Genomic DNA, 19,728 nt, shown 5'->3' on the forward strand with positions numbered 1-19,728 from the left:
AGGTGATAAAATTTGAAGGAGGAAATAAGGAGAAATACTATAATAATTGGAGGAGCAGAAGATAAAAAAGGAGATAAAAAAATTTTAAAGGAAGTTTGTAATAAAATAGATACAGAAAATGAAAAATTAGTTATATGTACAGCGGCTTCTCAACAACCAGAAGAATTAGGAAATCAATATAAAATTATATTTTCTAAATTAGGTATAAAAAATATAAGTATACTAAATATTAAAGATAGAAAAGATGCTTATAATGAAAGCAATATAAATATTATTAAAAAGGCTTCTTTATTATTTTTTACTGGAGGAGATCAGTTAAGAATAACAAGTATTCTTGGAGGAACTCCATTATATAAATTAATAAAATATAAATATAAAAATGGATGTACATATGTAGGTACATCTGCAGGAGCATCTGTAGCAAGTGATACCATGATTGTAACAGGTCCAAACGAAGAGTCACCTAGGAAATGTACATTAAAGATGGCACCTGGATTAGGTATTATCAAAGGAGTTATAATAGATCAACATTTTGCTCAAAGAGGAAGATTGGGGAGATTATTAGTAGGTATAGCGGAAAACCCTGAAAGCTTGGGTATAGGTATTGATGAAGATACAGCTATTATGGTAAGAGATAATAAAGAGTTTCAAGTTATAGGTTCAGGAGCGGTATATGTTATAGATGGAAGTAATATAACTAGAAGCAATGTATCTGAACAAAATGCAGAAGAGGTGCTATCTATATTTGATGTTAAATTACATATATTGAAATGTTTTGATAAATACGATTTAGTAAACAAAAAACCTTATTTAAAAAACTAAAACAAGTTATTTTAAGAGGAGGAAAATCAATAATATAATGAATATAGTAGAATTTAGAATTTTTAAAGGAAGAAATATATATTCACATAAAAAGTGTATAAGATTAGATATAGAATTAAAAAAAGAACATAATATTCCAAGTAAGTATATAAAAGATTTTAATGAAAATTTGATAAGAATTCTTCCGCAGTTAAAAGAGCATAGGTGTGGAATTGATGAAGAGGAGGGGTTTTTAAATAGACTAAAAGAAGGAACATATTTACCTCATATATGTGAGCATATAATTATAGCAATTCAAAATATTATTGATTTAAACGTTTCTTATGGAAAATCCAGAGAAATATTTAACAATAAATATTATATTATATATGAATATGAATATGAAAAAACAGGTATAAAAGCAGGCAAAATTGCTATAAATTTAATAAATTCTATTATTCAAAAAAGAAATTTTAATTTAAATTTAAAAATAAAGCAACTTATAAACATATTAAATAATGAAAAGATAGGTCCTAGTACATTATCTATATTAAAAGAAGCTAAAAACAGAGGAATACCTTTTATAAAAATAGGAGACGGAAGTATGTTTCAAATAGGCTATGGTAAAAGTAGTAAGATGATAGAAGCTACTATTGGAAATAATACGAGAGCAGTTTCTGTAGATGTTTCTTGTGATAAATTGATTACAAAAGATGTACTAAATAAACAATGTATACCTGTAGCAGAGGGATATGTAGTTAAAAATGAAATAGACCTTTTATTTAAAGCTGACACTATAGGATATCCTTTAGTATTAAAACCTAGGTTTGGCAATCAAGGAAAAGGAGTAATTACAAATATAAAAACTGCAAAAGAATTACTAGAGTCATATAAAACATTAAAAAAAGTGTATAAAAGCATAATAGTTGAAAAGTATGTTAAAGGTAAAGATTATAGAATATGTGTTGTTGGGGGAGAAGTTGTAGCAGTAGCTGAAAGAATACCTCCATTTGTTATAGGTAATGGATTTAATTCAATAGAAGATTTAATAAGTATAATAAATTCTGATGAAAGAAGAGGTTTTGGTCATGAAAAACCTTTAACTAAGATAAAAATAGATGAAGAAACTAAAAAATGTATTTTAAGTAAAGGGTATAGATTGAATTCGGTTTTACCTAGAGGTAAAAAACTAGAATTAAGAAATAACGCCAATTTATCTACAGGAGGAATATCTATTGATTGCACAGATAAAATATGCAAAGAAAATATTGAATTATGTCAAAGAGCAGCAAAGGCTATAGGTCTTGATATATGTGGAATTGATATATGCTGTAGTGATATAAGCAATATTGTAGATGGAGCAATAATTGAAGTCAATGCTGCCCCTGGAATAAGAATGCATCACTATCCTTATAAAGGTACAAAAAGAAATGTGGCAGGTAAAATATTAGATAAGATGTTTAACAATAAAGAAAATATTCCTGTAATATCTATAACAGGTACTAATGGGAAAACTACTACTACAAGACTTATATCTCATGTACTTAATATTAAAGGATATAAAGTAGGAATGACTACTACTGGTGGAATATATATAGATAATAAGTGTATTTATAAAGGAGATACCACAGGATATAAAAGTGCTATGACTGTACTTACTAATAAAGATGTAGATGTAGCAGTACTTGAAACAGCAAGAGGCGGTATTATAAAAAGTGGAATTGCTTATGACTTAGCAGATATAGGTATTATAACAAATATAGGAGAAGATCATTTAGGATTAGAAGGAATAAATACTTTAGATGATATTGCTTATATAAAATCTTTAGTTGTAGAAGCAGTAAAAGACAATGGATATGCTATTTTAAATGCAGATGATAAAATGAGCTATAAAATTATTGATAGAATAAAAAGTAGGCTTGTACTATTTTCTATGAAGGAAAATAGTAAACTAATAAAAGAAAATATAGATAAAGTTGATTTTGCAATATATATAAAAGATAATTACATTTATTTTGAAAACAGTAGTAAAATACTGCCTATAGTAAAAGTGGAGGATATTGCTATAACGTTAAATGGCATATTAACTTATAATATAGAAAATTCTATGGCGGCTTGTGCGGCGTTAATAGCAATGGGAATAGATAAGGAAACCATAAAAAAAGGATTTAGCACATTTTATAATGATAGTAAGAATAATCCTGGAAGATTTAATTTATATAAATTAAGTAATAATGTAAAAGTTATTTTAGATTATGGTCATAATATAGATGGGTATAAGTCAGTGTTAAAAGCGGTTTCTAATATAGAGCATAACAGGCTTATAGGTATAGTTGGAGTTCCGGGAGATAGAACTGACACTAGTATTTTTGAAATAGGTAAAATAGCAGCAAGGCATTTTGATTATATATATATAAAAGAGGATAAATACAAAAGGGGAAGAAAACCTGGAGAAGTAGCAAACATATTAGAAAAAGGGATTTTAAGTGAAGGATTTAATAAACAAAATATAAAAAAAATATTAATTGAAGAAAAAGCCTTAAATTATGCTATTAATTTTTCTAAGCCTGGAGATTTAATAGTTATATTTTTTGAAGAGTATACTCCTCTTTTAAACATAATAAATAATAATGTAAAAAATGAAAAACAAAAAGTTATTATGGCTTAATAAATAATTTAAAGCTATATTTTAGAATTATATAATTTTAAAATATAGCTTTAAATTATTTGTTATAATATACTAAAATTATATAATAGAGATTGGAGGGTTGAATATGTTGATGAAAGCTTATGCTAAAATTAATATAGCATTAGATGTAGTAGGAAAAAGAGAAGATGGATATCACATGTTAAATATGATTATGCAAACTATAGATTTATATGATGAATTAAATATAGATTATATAGATCAAGGCATAATTTTAAAATCTAATAGCACAAGTATACCTTTAGACGAAAAAAATATAGCATATAAAGCTGCAAAAATATTTTTAGATACATATAATGTAAAATCTGGTGTAGCCATAAATATAATTAAAAATATACCTATAGAAGCAGGATTAGCAGGAGGAAGTACAGATGCAGCAGCAGTTTTAAAGTGTATGAGAGATATATATAAACCTGAAATAGATGATAAAGAACTTATGAAATTAGGTGTTAGATTAGGTGCAGATGTTCCTTATTGTATTATTGGAGGTACAGCAGTATGTACAGGTATAGGGGAAATTGTAAATAAAATAAAACATTTTAAAAATAATATATTGGTAATTGTTAAGCCTTCTTTTGGTGTTTCTACTAAGGAAGTATATAAAAATTTAAATTTAAATTATATTAATCAACGTCCTAACGTAGAAGAATTAGTAAAAGCCATAGAAAAAGATGACTTAAGTTATGTGAGCAAAAATATGAAAAATGTATTAGAAAATGTAACATTAAAAAAGCACACTATATTAAAAGAAATAAAAGATGAAATAAATAGTATGGGAGCTTTAGGAACATTAATGACGGGGAGTGGTCCTACTATATTTGGTTTTTTTGAAGACATGTTAAAAGCTCAAAGGTGTTATGACAATATGAAATATAAATACAAAGAAGTATTTATAACTAGAACTATATAATAAAGTAAAATATGCTAATAAGTTATATATAACTTATTAGCATATTTTACTTTTGTGAATAATTAATTTAGTAAAGGTACAAAATAGTTTTAAGAATAGAAAATATGAGGGGATATAATGAAAATCATTATAAAATTATTTAGTTTATATTTATTAATTTTAATAATTATAGAGGGAAGTATATTAACATTTATTGATGCTAGAAATTTTGAAAAATCTAATATGAAGGATGTAGCAAAAAAGTCTAGGGTAATAGGCATACTTTATATAGTAATTACTTTAGTTTTAACAGTCATTTCTAAGTTTATGATTTAATTTAAGGAAGTGATAATTTGAGAGAAAATATTAAGGAGGAAATTTCTAAAAATTTAGATGAAAATGTAAGCTACTTGAAATTTATATTAAAAGATGCTTCTGACATAGTATTTAGAGAATTTCACATAGGAGATTTTAAAACTGAATTAATTTACATTGATGGTATGGCAAATAGAGATTTAATTAATGATTTTATACTTAAATCTTTTATGTATAAGGGTGATAGTGTAAAAAATACAAATGAAATAAAAAATAATATATTAACCGTTTCTGACTTAATAGAAGTGGAAAGCATGAGAAAAGGCATAGATTCTATGCTTTCTGGTGATACATTATTATTTTTACAGGGATTTCCCAAGTGTTATGTTGTAGCTACTCGTCTTTGGCCTGCTAGAGGAGTAGCTGAACCCTCTGGAGAAACAGCTATAAGAGGTGGAAGGGATGGTTTTACAGAAACTATAAGATTTAATACAGCCCTTATAAGAAGGAGAATTAGAGATACTAGACTAAAAATTGTATCGCAAAATTTGGGAGTAAGATCAAAAACAGATGTAGTTGTTGTTTATATAGAGGATATAGTAAATAAGGAAGTATTAAAAGAGCTAAATAGCAGATTGGAAAAAATAAATATAGATGCTATTTTAGATAGTGGATATGTGGAGCATCTTATAGAAGATTCAAGTACATCTTTATTTCCTCAAATACAAAGTACAGAAAGACCAGATGTAGTAGCAGCATCATTATATGAAGGTAGAATAGCTATATTAGTGGATAATTCGCCTTTTGTTATTATTGTTCCAGCTATTTTGCCTAACTTTTTTCAATCTCCAGATGATTACTATCAAAGATGGATGTATAGTTCTACTGTAAGAATAGTAAGAGTAATTTCCTTGTTTATAACTCTTATATTGCCAGCTTCATATGTAGCAGTTACATCCTTTCATAGTTCAATAATTCCCACAAAGTTAGCTTATTTTATAGCAGCATCTAGAGAAGGAGTACCCTTTCCTGCTTATGTGGAAACTATAATTATGGAAATAAGTTTAGCCTTTTTAATGGAGTCTATAGTTAGATTGCCTAAACCAATATCATCTACAGTAGGAATAGTTGGTGGATTAATTATAGGTCAGGCTGCAGTAAGTGCTGGAATTGCTAGTCCTATAATGATAATAATAGTTTCTGTAACGGCTATAACTAGCTTTACTGTTCCAAATTATGATATAGCATTAGCTTTTAGAATTATAAGATTTTTTTTAATAATTTTATCTTCATTTTTAGGTCTTTATGGAATAGTATTAGGATTGATTATTGTATTAGTGCACTTATCAAAACTTAAAAGTTTTGGAGTACCTTATTTATCACCTATTGTCAGTTTACATACAAAAGATTTTAAAGATATGTTTATTAGACTTCCTATAAAATATTTTAAAGAAAGACCTAATTACATGAAAACAGAAGATAAAATTAGGCAAAAATAGGAGGCTGTTAACAGTGGATGATAAAAATTATATTGGAGATTATGGTGTATTTGCCAGCATAGTAGTAGCAGTAATAGGTGTTAGGGTATTTTCTTACCCTAGAGAGCTAGCGACTATTGTAGAAAATGATGCTTGGATTGTAAGTATAACAAATGGAATATTAGCTATTTTATTATTTTATATGCTTTGTAAAATAATAGAATACAATAATTATTCTGATATATGTTCTATATATCAGAATAATTTAGGAAATTTATTATCAAAAATTGCATTAATTAGTTTATTATATTATTTAATTTCATATATTTCTTTAGGATTAAGAGTTCTTGTAGAAGAAATAAAAATGTACTTATTAGAAAGAACTCCTACAGAATTTATTATAATTTGTATGATATTAGTAGGAGTTTACATAGTAAGATTAGAATTAGAGACAATAGTTAAATTTAATGAAATTGCATTTTTGCTTATGTTTATACCAGCAATTTTTATATTTTTATTTTCTTTTAATGAAACAGATTTCTCTAATTTGCTTCCTATATTAAATAATACTACTAAAAATTATTTCAAAGCTACTAGGTATACTTTAGGTAGGTTTTCAGGTATAGAGATTATTTTTTTATTGTTGCCTTTTATGAAAAATAAAAAAAATATTAAAAAAGTTGGAACAATGAGTATAAGTTTTATTACGGTATTTTACTTTATAGTAGTAGTACTTTGTATAGCTGCTTTTACTGTAGAGGAAACAAAAATACTTATATGGCCTGGAATTACTTTAATTAAAAGTATAGATATACCTGGAACTTTTATAGAAAGATGGGAAGGAATATTAATGGCAGTTTGGATTGTATATTACTTTACTACATTTATAAATTTTTATTACTTTTCATCAGAAATAACAAAAAAAATATTTAATTTTAAAGATATTAAAATTTCATGTTTTTGTATTATACCATTTATTTATATAATAGCTCTTTATCCTAAAGATATAGTTCAACTTTATAAAATGATTAGTGAATATGGAAGCATAATGTTTTTAATAAATTTAGTGTTAATTCCTATTATTTTATTTATAATAAGCTATATAAAGAAAAAAGGAGGTGAAAATGCTGTAGTAAAATAATATTTTATTACAGCTACAAATGAAAATTAAAAAATTTTTACCTCTTATATTAATTTGTGTATTTATGAGTGGATGTTGGGATAAAGTAGAAATAGATAAACAAAGTTTTATATCTACCATAGCTATAGATAAAGGAAAAGAAATAAATAAAGAAAAAGAACTTATAAATATTAAACCTGGAGATACATTTTTGGAAGAAAAGATAAAAAAATTATATATAACTTATGGTTTCCCTGATATTAGTGAATTAGGACCAGGTAAGAGTAACGTATTAAAAGAAAAATCTATAAGTGTAGATGCTTATTCTATGGATAATGGAATTCAAGAAGCAACAGCTAAGAGCAGCAGAAGTATCCGTTTTGGTCATACAAAACTTTTAATACTTGGAAGTGAACTTTTACAGTATCCCAATACTATAAAGGAAGTAATAGATTATCTTGATAGACAGCCTTCATTAAATAGAAATATGATAACTATGGTAGCTAAAGGAACTGCAGAAGATTATGTTAAGTTTATACCGGCTATGGAAAGTAATATAGAAAATTATATAATTGGTCTTGCAGAAAATAATAAAAATACTATGATGAAACCATTAACTTTAAAAGAAGTATTAACATCGCTTATTAATAATGATGAAAATGTTTTAATTCCTACTATGGAGTTAGATAAAGTAAAAAATGAGCTCTCATTAGTAGGAACAAGCATAATAAAAAATTATAAGATTATAGGAAATTTAGATAAAAGTCAATCTTATAATGTTCAATTAATTAAAGGTGATATAAAAGGAGGAAATAAAGTAATATATATAAATGGTCACCCTATAAATTTTAGTATATATAACATTAAAAGAAAAATTAAAATGGATAATAGTAAAAATAAAATAAAATTTAATATAGATTTAGAAATGGAAGGTCAGTTAAAACAAAGTTATGTAGGAAATGAATTGTTTTATAAAGATAGTATTCAAGCTGTGGAAAATAATTTGAATAAAACTATAAAAAAAGAATGTGAAGAAACTTTTAGAGTAGTCCAAAAACAATATAATGTAGATGTTTTTGGATTAGGAGATTATATGAAAAAATTTCATCCATATACATGGAAAAAATTTAAAGGTAATTGGGATGAAGTTTTTAATAATGTTGATATAAATGTAAATGTAAATTTTAAAGTTAGAAGAGTAGGCGTAATTAAATAAATAATAAGTTTTTTAGATTAAAAAGTGAATATAACTAGTAAAAAATGGAAAACATATAAATAGTAATAATTAATATAATAAGGGGATGTAGATATGAAAAGGGGATTTAAGGTTTTTATGGTTGTAATTTTAGTTATATTTACTTTTTCTATTTCTAAAATTATAGAAATTAGAAATGAGTGTATAAAAAATAGCATAGAAAATAAATTAATAAGATTTCATGTTATAGCTAATAGCGATAATGTTAAAGACCAAAAATTAAAACTAGAAATAAAAGATGAAATAATAAAATACATGAGTTTTAAACTTAAAGATTCAAAAGATATAAATGAAAGTAGAAAAATAATAAAGGATAATGATAAAAAAATAAAGGATATAGCATATAAAGTTATTAAACAAAATGGATACAACTATAATGTAATAACTACTCTATCTAAAGAGAACTTTCCTATTAAAACTTATGGAAATATAACATTGCCTCAAGGTAAATATGAAGCATATAGAGTCATAATAGGAGAAGGAGAAGGACACAATTGGTGGTGTGTTATGTTTCCGCCTTTGTGTTTTGTAGATGTTACTAAAGGTGAAGTAGCTAATGAAGAAACAGAAGAAAATATGAAAAAAGTTTTAAATTCTGCAGAATATAATTCTATTAATAATGCACAGTTTAAATTTAAAGTTGTAGAAACTGTAAAAAATATAAAAAATAAAAACTCCTCTAAATAATTTTATGGGAGTTTTTATTTTTTTATAATAATTTTTCTGATTTTTTCAGAAAATATTTTTCCATTGATTTGAGAAAATTTGTGCTAATTTTTTTATTATTAATATATTCGTTTTCTACATTTTTAATTTTATTATTAACTTTATTTTTAACTTTATATTTTATTACAAGAGAGTTTATTAAATTATATATGTTATTACCACAATAAGGTTTAGAAAATTTACTGCAATTATCTCTCATAGTTTTTAATGTGTTTGGAGATGATAGCAGTTTTTCGATAGTTTCTCTACAATCCTTTATATTTTTTAGTTTTATAGCTAAATTGTGTTTTAATAAAAATTCTGCATTTTTTTCTTCCTGACCTGGTATAGGTGAAAATAAAGCTAAAGGTATATTACATATTAAGGCTTCTGTTATAGTAAGACCTCCTGGTTTAGTTAGTAACAAATCACAGGCTTGCATATATTTATTTACTTCATTTGTATATCCTATAATAGATGTTTTTTTGTTAGAAGTTTTTTGCAAGTTTAACAGTTCATAATATAGTTTTTTGTTATTACCTGTTATTGCAATTATTTGAATATTTTTATTTACTTTAATCAACTCTTTGTACACATCAGAAATTTTACCAATTCCTAAACTACCACCCATTATTAGCAAAGTAGTAACATTTTCTTTAAGATTTAATTGTTCTAAAGTATATTTCTTATTATGTTTATTCATAAACTTAGGATTTACAGGTATACCAAGAGGGTGTATATTTTTTTTAGGAATACCTTTTAAAACCATTTCGTCTATCATATCAGAATTAGCAACTATATATGCATCTATGTTTTGATGAAGCCAAAAACTATGGGGCGTGTAGTCTGTAATAATAGACATACCAGGTAAATCCACTTTGTATTTTCTTTTTAATATAGATAACATTTCTGTAGTAAAAGGATGAGTAGTTATTAAAATTTCTGGTTTAAATTTTTTTATTAAAGGTAATAATTTATATGCTAACATTTCATTGATTTTAGCACTTAATGAAGATAAAGCAAAATCATTTTCAGAATAATTGTATAATTTTCCAAATAGCGAAGGAGTAATTTTTATAGTTTTTAAATATCCGCCTATTACTACTTTATCTATTATAGGATTTATATATTTCAATGTATCGATTATTTTTACCTGAGAATTTTTATCATATATTTTTATATAACTTTTTATAGCTTCTGCAGCATGACTATGTCCGCCGCCTGCAGAAACTGAAAGTATAAGAACTCTCATTTATTGTTTCCCCTTTCATTATAAGTTCATTAAAATTTTAGGAGAACTCAGCTAATAAATATTTTACACTATTTTTATAAAAATTATAAGTATCAATTACTTTTATAGATAGTATAGCATATAAGAACTGATTTTATAATTAAAGTTTTGTGAAATAATTTTACATATTAATGAATAACTACAATTATAAATACAAATAATATTAAATGAAATACATAATTAATTAGGAGGCAGATATTATGAAAATGACTAAAAAAAGAATTATATATACTGTTATTGTAACATTAATTGTGGTATTTTCTAGTACATTTGCTGTGTTAATGACATTAGAAAGAACTGATTATAGGAATTATCTTCAAGGTGAATATAGTAAAAATATGTATGAATTAATAGACTCAGTTAAAAATATAAGAATAAATTTGAGTAAATCTGCCATTGTTGGCTCAAGAGAGCAGGGAATAGTTGTTTTTGAAGAAATTTTTAGAAATGCATCTATGGCAAATGATAAATTAAATTCATTGCCCATAAATCAGCAAGCAACTGGAGATACAACAAAATTTTTATCGCAAGTAGGAGATTTTTGTTACACATTAAGTAAAAAATCTACAGAGGGAAAAGATTTAAGTAACGACGACTATAATAATATTGATATGTTAAAAGATCAATCTTTTAAATTAGAAAAACAGTTAAATTTATTAGCTAATGATATAGGAGCAGGAAAAATAAAATGGGGAGAAATAAGAAGAAAAGCCACAGGAGTTTTAGCTAAAAACGGTGCTAGTGATTCTATAGAAGAAAAATTTAAGGGTATACAAAAACAAGTAGTTCAATATCCTTCTTTGATATATGATGGACCTTTTTCTGATAATATATTAAAAATAAATCCTAAGATTAATAGTGAAAAAATAGTTTCAAAAGAAGATGCTGAAAAAAGAGTTAAAGAAGTTATTGGTAAAAATAGAATAGAAAAAATAGTATTAGAAGGAAAACAAGGTAAATCATATATAGATACTTATAGATTTAATATATTAATAAAAGGAAGAAAAGACAAAAATCAAAATATAATATGTGAAGTAACTAAGCATGGTGGTAAAATATTATATATGATAGATAATAGGAGTTTAGAAGTAGCTTCTATAAATGCTAAACAAGCAGAAGAAAAAGCAAATAAGTACTTGCGCTCATTAGGATATAATAGTATGACTCCTAAATATACTTTAACCTATGATAATTATATAGTTATAAATTATGTATATAAACAGGGAGATATAACTATATATCCAGATCAAATAAAAATAAAAATTGCATTAGATAATGGGGATGTAATAGGAATTGAAGCAGAAAAGTATTTAATAGCACATGAAGAAAAGAGAAACATTCAATCACCTAAAATAACTAGACAACAAGCACAAAGTAGGGTAGGAAAAAGATTAAATATTAATTCAGTAAAATTAGCTATAATTCCAACTGAAACAAATAAGGAAGTTTTATGTTATGAGTTTACTGGAAATTATAAAGGAGATAATTTTATAGTTTATATAAATTCTTTAACAGGATATGAACAAAAAATAATACAAATAATAAATACACCAAATGGAGAGCTAACAATGTAAAAATAAACCATATCATTACCATATGATTAATGATATGGTTTGTTTTATTAATAATATAATCTTGTAATAGATTTTAATTTAAGTTATTATAAATTAAAGCCCCTATGTAAATAATAATTTATTTTTGAAAGGGTGATTTTTTATGACAAAAGCACTTGCTATGATTTCTGGAGGATTAGATAGTACATTAGCTGCAAAATTAATTAAAAATCAAGGAATAGATGTAATAGGAATATGTTTTAAATCTTATTTTTTTGGAGCTGAAAATGCTAAAAGAGCAGCAGAACAAATAGAAATTCCTATTAAAATTGTAGATTTTTCAAAAGAACACTTGAATATGGTGAAGAATCCCAAACATGGATTTGGAAAAAATATGAATCCTTGTATAGATTGTCATGCCATGATGATGAATTATACAGGTAAACTATTAGAAAAATATAAAGCAGATTTTATAATAACAGGAGAAGTTCTAAATCAAAGACCTATGTCTCAAAATAAAGCATCATTAAATTTGGTTAAAAAAGAATCAGGATTTAGTGATAAAATATTAAGACCACTTTGTGCTAAAAATCTTCTACCTACAAAAATGGAATTAGAAGGTTTAGTTGATAGAGAAAAATTATTAGGCATATCAGGCAGGGGAAGAAAAGTCCAAATGGAGTTAGCAGAAAAATGGAATATTAAAGAATATCCATCTCCAGCAGGAGGATGTAAACTTACAGAACCTAGTTATTCTAAAAGGTTAAAAGATTTATTAGAACATAATGAGAATCCTTCTGATAAAGATATTTATTTACTTAGATATGGAAGACATTTTAGAATTTCTGATAATGCAAAAATAATTTCTACTAGAACAGAAAAGGAAGCAAAAGAAATTAAGGAGTATTTGGATAGTAAAAATTTAATATTTTTTGCTGTAGATTTTAATGGAAGTATGTGCATAATTACTGGAAAACCTTTAATGGAAGATATAGAATTTGCAGGAAGTATTACAGCAAGATATAGTAAAGGAAAAAATGAAAAAATAGTTAAGATAAAGTATGGAAACTTTAATAATAGTTTAAATAATTACATAGAATCAAAACCTGCATCTGAAGAGGATATAAATAAGTATATAATCTAAGGAGGATAATTATGAGTAAAAATGCTGTGATTTCTTTGCTTAGTGAAAAAGTAGATTTAGAAGAAGAAAAAGTAGAAGTAATTACACCAGGACAATTTTATAAAAGAGGAGAATGCTATTATGTAGTATATGAAGAAACAGAACTATCGGGAATGGAAGGAACTAAAACTACTTTAAAAATAGCACCAGAAAATATGTCTCTTATAAGATTTGGAAATACTAAAACTTCTATGAATTTTAAAACCAATGAAGAAAGTGTAGTTTTATATAATTGTCAATACGGCGCTTTTGAATTAAAAATTGAAACAAAAGATTTAGATATAAGAATGGACGATAACGGAGGAGAAGTTATTGTAGATTACAATATAAGTATTTTAGGAGATGAACCTCAACGTACATTATTAAAAGTTGTTATAAAGACACAAGAAAATTAATTTTTCTTGTGTCTTTTATTTTAATATGTTTAAAAAGATTTATTGTGGTTATTAATTTAAATAATATACAATAAAAGGGGATATTATAATTATGAAATACTTTTTTGATAAAAGAAGTAGATATGAAAAAATAATAGAATTTATATGTATCTATAAAGGAGTAAAGAGGCAAGATATTTTTAAAATTTTAAAAGACATAGAATGTAGATATTTGTTATTTTTATTATTAAAAAGATATAATTGCATAGACCAATACATGCTAAATAAAGATTTCTATATTGAGGATTCAGATATAAATAAATATGTGAATTCTGCACAAAAAAAGATGTTAGCTAATATAAGAGTTAGAAATATGTATTTTGAAGCAGAGGGCATACTTGAAAAATGCAAGAAAATTAGTAAATAAAAACATATATTAATTTTTATTATATGTTTTATTATGACAGAATACTATTTTTAACACTAATTTTTTTAATGAATTAAAAAAAATGTCAAATATATAGAGGATTTTAATATAATTTATAGAAGATATAAATACTAAAACTTTTTGGGAGGTGATTACTTGTTAGTTAATACTTATATAAGTTTTGCATTAAAAGATGAAAATAATAAATATAATATACTAAATACTTCTTTATTTGAATTAAATAATATAAATAATTACTTCACCTCTGTTAAAGTAATGAAAAAGAGTAATCAAATTATATTTAAAGTAAAATGCAGTTTATGCAATGAATATCATAACTATAAGTATAATGTAAATGACATTATTAATGAAAAAGTTATTATAGGTGGATGTGACAGATTAGGATCAATATTATTCTTTATTGGAAATAAGTATAAAATAATTAAAAAAGTAAATAGATATAACTCAATTCACAGCAAAATATATGCAATGATATAATACATAAAGTGAGTTAGTTGACATTCATTTCAATAAAATGTATAATTTACTTAAATACACCTATAATGTAGTTTATAAGGAGGTACTTATAAGTTATGAAAGAAGATTTAGCATTAGGTTTAGTTAGAGTTACAGAAGCTGCAGCATTAGGCTGTGCTAAGTTTTTAGGAAGAGGAGATAAAATTGCAGCAGATGAAGCAGCTGTTGATGGAATGAGGAAATATTTTGATGTTATAGATATAAACGGTACTGTAGTTATTGGAGAAGGAGAAATGGACGAAGCTCCCATGCTATATATAGGAGAAAAAGTAGGTATGCAACAAAAAAGTAGCTTTGAAGTTGACATAGCTGTAGATCCTTTAGATGGAACTAATTTGGTAGCAAGAGGACTTCCCAATGCACTATCTGTTGTAGCAGTTGCTAAGAAAAAGTGCTTATTACATGCACCAGATATGTATATGGATAAGATAGCAGTAGGTCCTAAAGCTTATGGAACTATAGATATAGATGCACCTATACAACATAACATAAAATGTGTTGCAAGAGCTTTGGGAAAAAGAGTAGAAGATATAACTGTTATAATGTTAGACAGAGAACGACATAAAGATTTAATGGATGGAGTAAGAGAAGTTGGTGCTAGGATTAAGCTTATAAAAGATGGTGATATAGCAGCAGCAATAGCCACTGGATTTGAAGATACAGGAGTAGATATGATGGTAGGTAAAGGAGGAGCACCAGAGGGTGTAATTGCAGCAGCAGCACTTAAATGCTTAGGAGGAGAAATTCAAGCTAGACTCAGTCCTTCTAATGAAGAAGAAATAAAAAGATGTCGTAACATGGGAATAAAAGATATTAATAAAGTATTATTTATAGATGATATAGTTAAAGGAGAAGATGTTTATTTTGCTGCTACAGGTGTTTCAGATGGAGATTTATTAAAAGGAGTTGTTTATCACTCTAATAATAGAGCTAAAACTCATTCCGTAGTAATGAGATGCAAAACTGGTACTATAAGAGTTATTAGTGCTATTCATGATTTGAATAAAAAGGTAATAACAGTATAAAAATCTTTTATTCTATATAAGGTTAAAATCTTATATAGAATTTTTGTTTTATTAACTAGATAAAAGTGTAAAAATGATATATAATATCTTTATGGTCAGCCTTCCACTTATTTCTTTAAAGTATTCCCCAAAATTTTTATACATATAAAACATATGGAGGTGTCTATTTTTTGGATAATAATGATTTAAGCAGTAAAACGCTGGTGCAGTTAAAGGCATTAGCAAAAGAATTAGGAATGAAAGGTATATCTAAATACAAAAAAGCTGAATTAATAGATAAGATAAAAGAAGCATCACCGGCTTTTATAAAAAAAGATGGAATTATATTGAGAGAAAAAATATCTTCTAAAGAACAAAATAAAATTATAGAAAATGAAAATAAAGGTAAGGTATTAAATCTAACAAATAAAAAAGAAGATTTTAAAAATACTTCAAATCATGAAATAAAAGTAAATAATGAAGAAAAAAAAGAAAAATTAAAGGAAATGATTAATGAATCGGATACTGCAAAGGGAGTACTTGAAATAATAGAAAGCAATAATTACGGATTTTTAAGAGGAAAAAATTATTTAACAAGTCCTGATGATATTTATGTATCCCCATCTCAAATAAGAAGATTTAATCTTAAAACTGGAGATGAAGTTGAAGGTAAAGTTAGAACTCCTAAAGAAAGCGAAAAATTCAAAGCTTTATTATATGTACAAAAGGTCAATGGCGAAAATCCAGAAAAAGCAGTAGGAAGAAAACCTTTTGAGACTTTAATTCCAATATACCCTAATAAAAAAATTAAATTAGAAACAAATCCTAAAGACTTATCTACTAGATTAATGGATATAATATCACCAATAGGTAAAGGGCAAAGGGGCATTATAGTTGCACCGCCTAAAGCAGGAAAAACCACTCTGTTGAAGAAGATAGCCCAAAGCGTATCTAAAAATCATCCTGAAATTAAATTAATAGTAGTATTGATTGATGAAAGACCAGAAGAAGTTACAGATATGCAACGTTCTATAAATGGAGAAGTTATATATTCAACTTTTGATGAAGAACCAGAACATCATACTAAAGTAGCTTATATGGTGTTAGAAAGAGCAAAGAGAATGGTAGAACAAGGTCAAGATGTTACTATACTTTTGGATAGCTTAACCAGACTTTCTAGGGCATATAACCTTACAATAACACCAACAGGAAGAACTTTATCTGGAGGATTGGATCCAGGAGCATTAATAATGCCAAAAAAATTCTTTGGAGCAGCTAGAAATATAGAAAACGGTGGAAGTTTAACTATATTAGCTACAGCTTTAATAGAAACAGGAAGCAGAATGGACGACATGATATTTGAAGAATTTAAAGGAACTGGCAATATGGAAATACATTTAGATAGAAAACTTCAAGAAAGAAGAATTTTCCCAGCTATAGATATTTACAAATCTGGAACAAGAAGAGATGATTTATTGTTTAGTGATTTAAAAGAAAAGGAAACAGCTTTTAATATAAGAAGATTATTAAATGATGAAAATAATACTAGAAATGTAACTGAACAATTAATAAATATGTTATCTAGAACAGAAAATAATAAGGAATTTATAGAACTTATAAGTAAAATGGATATGTATAAAAATATTAATAGGTAAAAATAAAATGGGAAAGATAAAAACCTTTCCCATTAAATCAATTATTTTTCGCCTAAATTGAATCTCTTCTTAAATCTATCAACTCTTCCACCTGCGTCAACTATCTTTTGTTTACCAGTGAAGAATGGATGGCATTTAGAGCATATTTCTACTTTAAGTTCTTTTTTAGTAGAACCTGTTGTAAAAGTATTTCCACATGCACACTTAACCACAGCGTCATTGTAGTATTTTGGATGTATGCCTTCTTTCATTTTTTTCACCTCTTTCAGATTTCATAAATCTGTATTTTCAACTACTAGATTATAGCATAATAAATGTATTTTAGTCAATAAACAAAATTGCTTTAAATATAGTAATAGGTTTGATAAAATAATATAGAAATTAACAATTAAATTTAAAAGGATGATTTTATGAAATTGCAAGAGTTACTAAGTAAATCATATAATATTTTAAAACAAGCTAATATAGAAACTTATATGCTAGATGCTCAATTATTACTAGGTAAGATTATAAACAAGGATAAAATGTTTATACTTACTAATAGGCATTACCATATAAATAAAGAAGATGAAATAGAGTTTTTAAAACTTATAGAACTTAGAAAAAGAAAAATGCCTGTTAAATATATATTAGGTAATTGTGAATTTATGGGTATAGATTTTAAAATAAGAGAAGGTGTACTAATACCAAGACCAGATACAGAAATATTAGTAGAAGCTGCTATAGATGATGTGAAATTAAATAATTACAAAAATTTATGTGATGTTTGCTGTGGAAGTGGAGTAATTGCTTTATCTATAGCAAAATTTTTAGATAATGTAGAAGCACAGTGTTATGACATTTCTTCCATAGCTTGTGAGGTAACATTAGAAAATATAAAACTTTTAAAATTAGAAAATAGAGTTAAAGTTTACAAAAGTGATTTATTAATGTTACCCAAGAAACAAAATAAAAAATTTGATATATTGGTTTCTAACCCACCTTATATTAAAGAAAAACAAATAAATGAACTTATGGATGATGTAAAATTATATGAGCCTTATGAAGCTTTATGTGGCGGAGAAGATGGACTTTATTTTTATAGGAAAATAGTTGAGCAAAGTAAATATGTACTTAATAAAGAAGGGAGTATAGTTTTTGAAATAGGTTATGACCAAAGAGAAAAAGTAATAAATATATTGAAAAATAATGGATTTAAAGATATAAAGTGTATAAAAGATTTATCTGGAAAAGATAGAGTTGTTAAAGGAAAAAAATATTAATAAATAAAAATTAATTGATTAATTTTTATTTATTATGTTATAATTATTAATTGTTAAAATATATATACGGAGTGATAAATATGTTAGGAAGACTTAACTTCATAGAAAATAAATACGAAGAATTATCTATAAAAATAAGCGACCCTGCAATTATGCAAGATCAAAAAGAGTGGCAAAAACTTTGTAAAGAACATGCAGAATTAGAAATCATAACATTAAAATATAGAGAATATAAAAAAGTTGAAGAAGATATAGAAGCAGATAAAGAAATAATAAAAGAAGAAACAGATAAAGAATTAAAGGATATGGCACAAGAAGAATTAAAAGAATTAATTAAAGAAAAAGAAGACCTAGATCAAGAATTAAAACTGCTACTTTTACCAAAAGACCCTAATGATGAAAAGAATGTTTTTATAGAAATAAGAGCTGGTGCAGGAGGAGAGGAAGCGGCTTTATTTGCAGCAAACTTATGTAGAATGTATACAAGATATGCAGAACGTAAGAATTGGAAAGTAGAAACTATAAGTGTTAACGCTACGGATATAGGTGGATTTAAAGAAATTGTATTTATGATAAAGGGAAAAGGAGCTTATAGTAGATTAAAATATGAAAGTGGCGTTCATAGAGTTCAAAGAGTACCTGATACAGAATCTAGTGGAAGAATACACACTTCTACTGCTACAGTAGCTGTTTTACCAGAAGTTGAAGATGTAGATATAGTTATAAATCAAAATGATTTAAGAATAGATGTATTTAGAGCTTCAGGTCATGGGGGACAATGCGTAAATACTACTGATTCTGCTGTAAGAATTACTCATTTACCTACAGGTATTGTTGTATCTTGTCAAGATGAAAAGTCTCAGCTTAAGAATAAAGAAAAAGCTATGAAAGTTTTAAAAGCTAGAATTTATGAGAAAGCAGAATCTGAAAGAAGAGAAAGTATAGCTGAAGATAGAAAAAGCCAAGTTGGAACAGGAGATAGAAGTGAAAGAATAAGAACTTATAACTATCCACAAGGTAGAGTAACTGATCACAGAATAGGATTAACTTTATATAAATTAGAATATATATTAGACGGAGATATAGATGAAATAATAGGAGCTTTAGTTACAGTGGATCAATCGGAAAAGATGAAAGATTTAGGAAATAATTAATATACGAAAAGAGGGAAA

General features: G+C 25.8%; 19 protein-coding genes. 17 read left to right on the top strand and 2 right to left on the bottom strand.

The genetic code is table 11. The annotated features are described in order from the left end of the window. Window positions 1–12 precede the first annotated feature (12 nt). The 8 genes from CLOACE_RS06025 to spoIIR all read left to right on the top strand — a co-directional run bounded on the left by CLOACE_RS06025 (window position 13) and on the right by spoIIR (window position 9,252). The gene (locus CLOACE_RS06025; RefSeq protein WP_070110185.1) at window positions 13–822 is read left to right on the top strand and encodes a cyanophycinase; all 810 of its coding nucleotides are present in this window, start codon (window positions 13–15) and stop codon (window positions 820–822) included. A gap of 37 nt (window positions 823–859) precedes the next feature. Then, on the top strand, window positions 860–3,469 hold the full coding sequence (cphA, locus tag CLOACE_RS06030) for a cyanophycin synthetase (protein WP_070110187.1): 2,610 nt from the start codon (window positions 860–862) through the stop codon (window positions 3,467–3,469). A gap of 106 nt (window positions 3,470–3,575) precedes the next feature. Beyond that, the gene (ispE, locus tag CLOACE_RS06035; RefSeq protein WP_070110189.1) at window positions 3,576–4,418 is read left to right on the top strand and encodes a 4-(cytidine 5'-diphospho)-2-C-methyl-D-erythritol kinase; all 843 of its coding nucleotides are present in this window, start codon (window positions 3,576–3,578) and stop codon (window positions 4,416–4,418) included. A gap of 117 nt (window positions 4,419–4,535) precedes the next feature. Further along, window positions 4,536–4,733: a CLC_0170 family protein gene (locus CLOACE_RS06040; RefSeq protein WP_070110191.1), complete on the top strand. Its 198-nt coding sequence runs from the start codon at window positions 4,536–4,538 to the stop codon at window positions 4,731–4,733. Window positions 4,734–4,750: 17 nt separating this feature from the next. Next, window positions 4,751–6,211 (top strand): spore germination protein, encoded by a 1,461-nt coding sequence (locus CLOACE_RS06045; RefSeq protein ID WP_070110193.1) that lies wholly within the window; start codon window positions 4,751–4,753, stop codon window positions 6,209–6,211. A 13-nt stretch (window positions 6,212–6,224) separates the two neighbouring features. Beyond that, a complete protein-coding gene (locus CLOACE_RS06050; protein WP_070110194.1) occupies window positions 6,225–7,331 on the top strand; it encodes a GerAB/ArcD/ProY family transporter in 1,107 nt (368 codons plus the stop codon). Window positions 7,332–7,350: 19 nt separating this feature from the next. Then, window positions 7,351–8,526: a Ger(x)C family spore germination protein gene (locus CLOACE_RS06055; RefSeq protein ID WP_070110196.1), complete on the top strand. Its 1,176-nt coding sequence runs from the start codon at window positions 7,351–7,353 to the stop codon at window positions 8,524–8,526. 93 nt (window positions 8,527–8,619) lie between these two features. Further along, the gene (spoIIR, locus tag CLOACE_RS06060; protein ID WP_070110198.1) at window positions 8,620–9,252 is read left to right on the top strand and encodes a stage II sporulation protein R; all 633 of its coding nucleotides are present in this window, start codon (window positions 8,620–8,622) and stop codon (window positions 9,250–9,252) included. 22 nt (window positions 9,253–9,274) lie between these two features. Here spoIIR and CLOACE_RS06065 read toward each other — a convergent pair whose 3' ends face one another. Further along, a complete protein-coding gene (locus CLOACE_RS06065) occupies window positions 9,275–10,522 on the bottom strand; it encodes an MGDG synthase family glycosyltransferase (protein ID WP_070110200.1) in 1,248 nt (415 codons plus the stop codon). A 239-nt stretch (window positions 10,523–10,761) separates the two neighbouring features. Between CLOACE_RS06065 and ypeB the strand changes: the two genes are divergently transcribed. The 7 genes from ypeB (at window position 10,762) to rho (ending at window position 17,294) form a co-directional block, all read left to right on the top strand. Continuing rightward, window positions 10,762–12,135, top strand: coding sequence for a germination protein YpeB (gene ypeB, locus CLOACE_RS06070; RefSeq protein ID WP_070110202.1), 1,374 nt, complete (start codon window positions 10,762–10,764; stop codon window positions 12,133–12,135). Window positions 12,136–12,277: 142 nt separating this feature from the next. Beyond that, entirely contained in the window at window positions 12,278–13,258 is a 981-nt protein-coding gene (locus CLOACE_RS06075) for a tRNA 4-thiouridine(8) synthase ThiI (protein WP_070110204.1), read from the top strand. 11 nt (window positions 13,259–13,269) lie between these two features. Then, window positions 13,270–13,692 carry a YwiB family protein gene (locus CLOACE_RS06080; RefSeq protein ID WP_070110206.1) on the top strand — a complete coding sequence of 141 codons (423 nt, stop codon included), beginning with the start codon at window positions 13,270–13,272 and terminating at the stop codon, window positions 13,690–13,692. Between the two features lie 91 nt (window positions 13,693–13,783). Further along, window positions 13,784–14,098, top strand: a complete 315-nt coding sequence (locus CLOACE_RS06085) for a ribose-5-phosphate isomerase (RefSeq protein ID WP_070110208.1) — start codon at window positions 13,784–13,786, stop codon at window positions 14,096–14,098. A gap of 156 nt (window positions 14,099–14,254) precedes the next feature. After that, window positions 14,255–14,596: a hypothetical protein gene (locus CLOACE_RS06090; protein ID WP_070110210.1), complete on the top strand. Its 342-nt coding sequence runs from the start codon at window positions 14,255–14,257 to the stop codon at window positions 14,594–14,596. 95 nt (window positions 14,597–14,691) lie between these two features. Beyond that, window positions 14,692–15,660, top strand: coding sequence for a class II fructose-bisphosphatase (glpX, locus tag CLOACE_RS06095; protein ID WP_070110212.1), 969 nt, complete (start codon window positions 14,692–14,694; stop codon window positions 15,658–15,660). Window positions 15,661–15,830: 170 nt separating this feature from the next. Next, window positions 15,831–17,294, top strand: a complete 1,464-nt coding sequence (rho, locus tag CLOACE_RS06100; RefSeq protein ID WP_070110214.1) for a transcription termination factor Rho — start codon at window positions 15,831–15,833, stop codon at window positions 17,292–17,294. Window positions 17,295–17,335: 41 nt separating this feature from the next. Here the strand turns inward: rho and rpmE are convergent, their stop codons facing one another. Next, the gene (gene rpmE, locus CLOACE_RS06105) at window positions 17,336–17,545 is read right to left on the bottom strand and encodes a 50S ribosomal protein L31 (RefSeq protein ID WP_070110216.1); all 210 of its coding nucleotides are present in this window, start codon (window positions 17,543–17,545) and stop codon (window positions 17,336–17,338) included. Between the two features lie 159 nt (window positions 17,546–17,704). Here rpmE and prmC point away from each other — a divergent pair, with 159 nt between their 5' ends. Together prmC and prfA are read left to right on the top strand one after the other, a co-directional pair. Next, window positions 17,705–18,556, top strand: coding sequence for a peptide chain release factor N(5)-glutamine methyltransferase (gene prmC, locus CLOACE_RS06110; RefSeq protein WP_070110218.1), 852 nt, complete (start codon window positions 17,705–17,707; stop codon window positions 18,554–18,556). A gap of 80 nt (window positions 18,557–18,636) precedes the next feature. Further along, on the top strand, window positions 18,637–19,710 hold the full coding sequence (gene prfA / locus CLOACE_RS06115; protein ID WP_070110220.1) for a peptide chain release factor 1: 1,074 nt from the start codon (window positions 18,637–18,639) through the stop codon (window positions 19,708–19,710). The last annotated feature ends 18 nt before the right edge of the window (window positions 19,711–19,728 follow it).

Origin of the sequence: Clostridium acetireducens DSM 10703, assembly GCF_001758365.1 — a bacterium.
Classification (GTDB): domain Bacteria; phylum Bacillota; class Clostridia; order Clostridiales; family Clostridiaceae; genus Clostridium_C; species Clostridium_C acetireducens.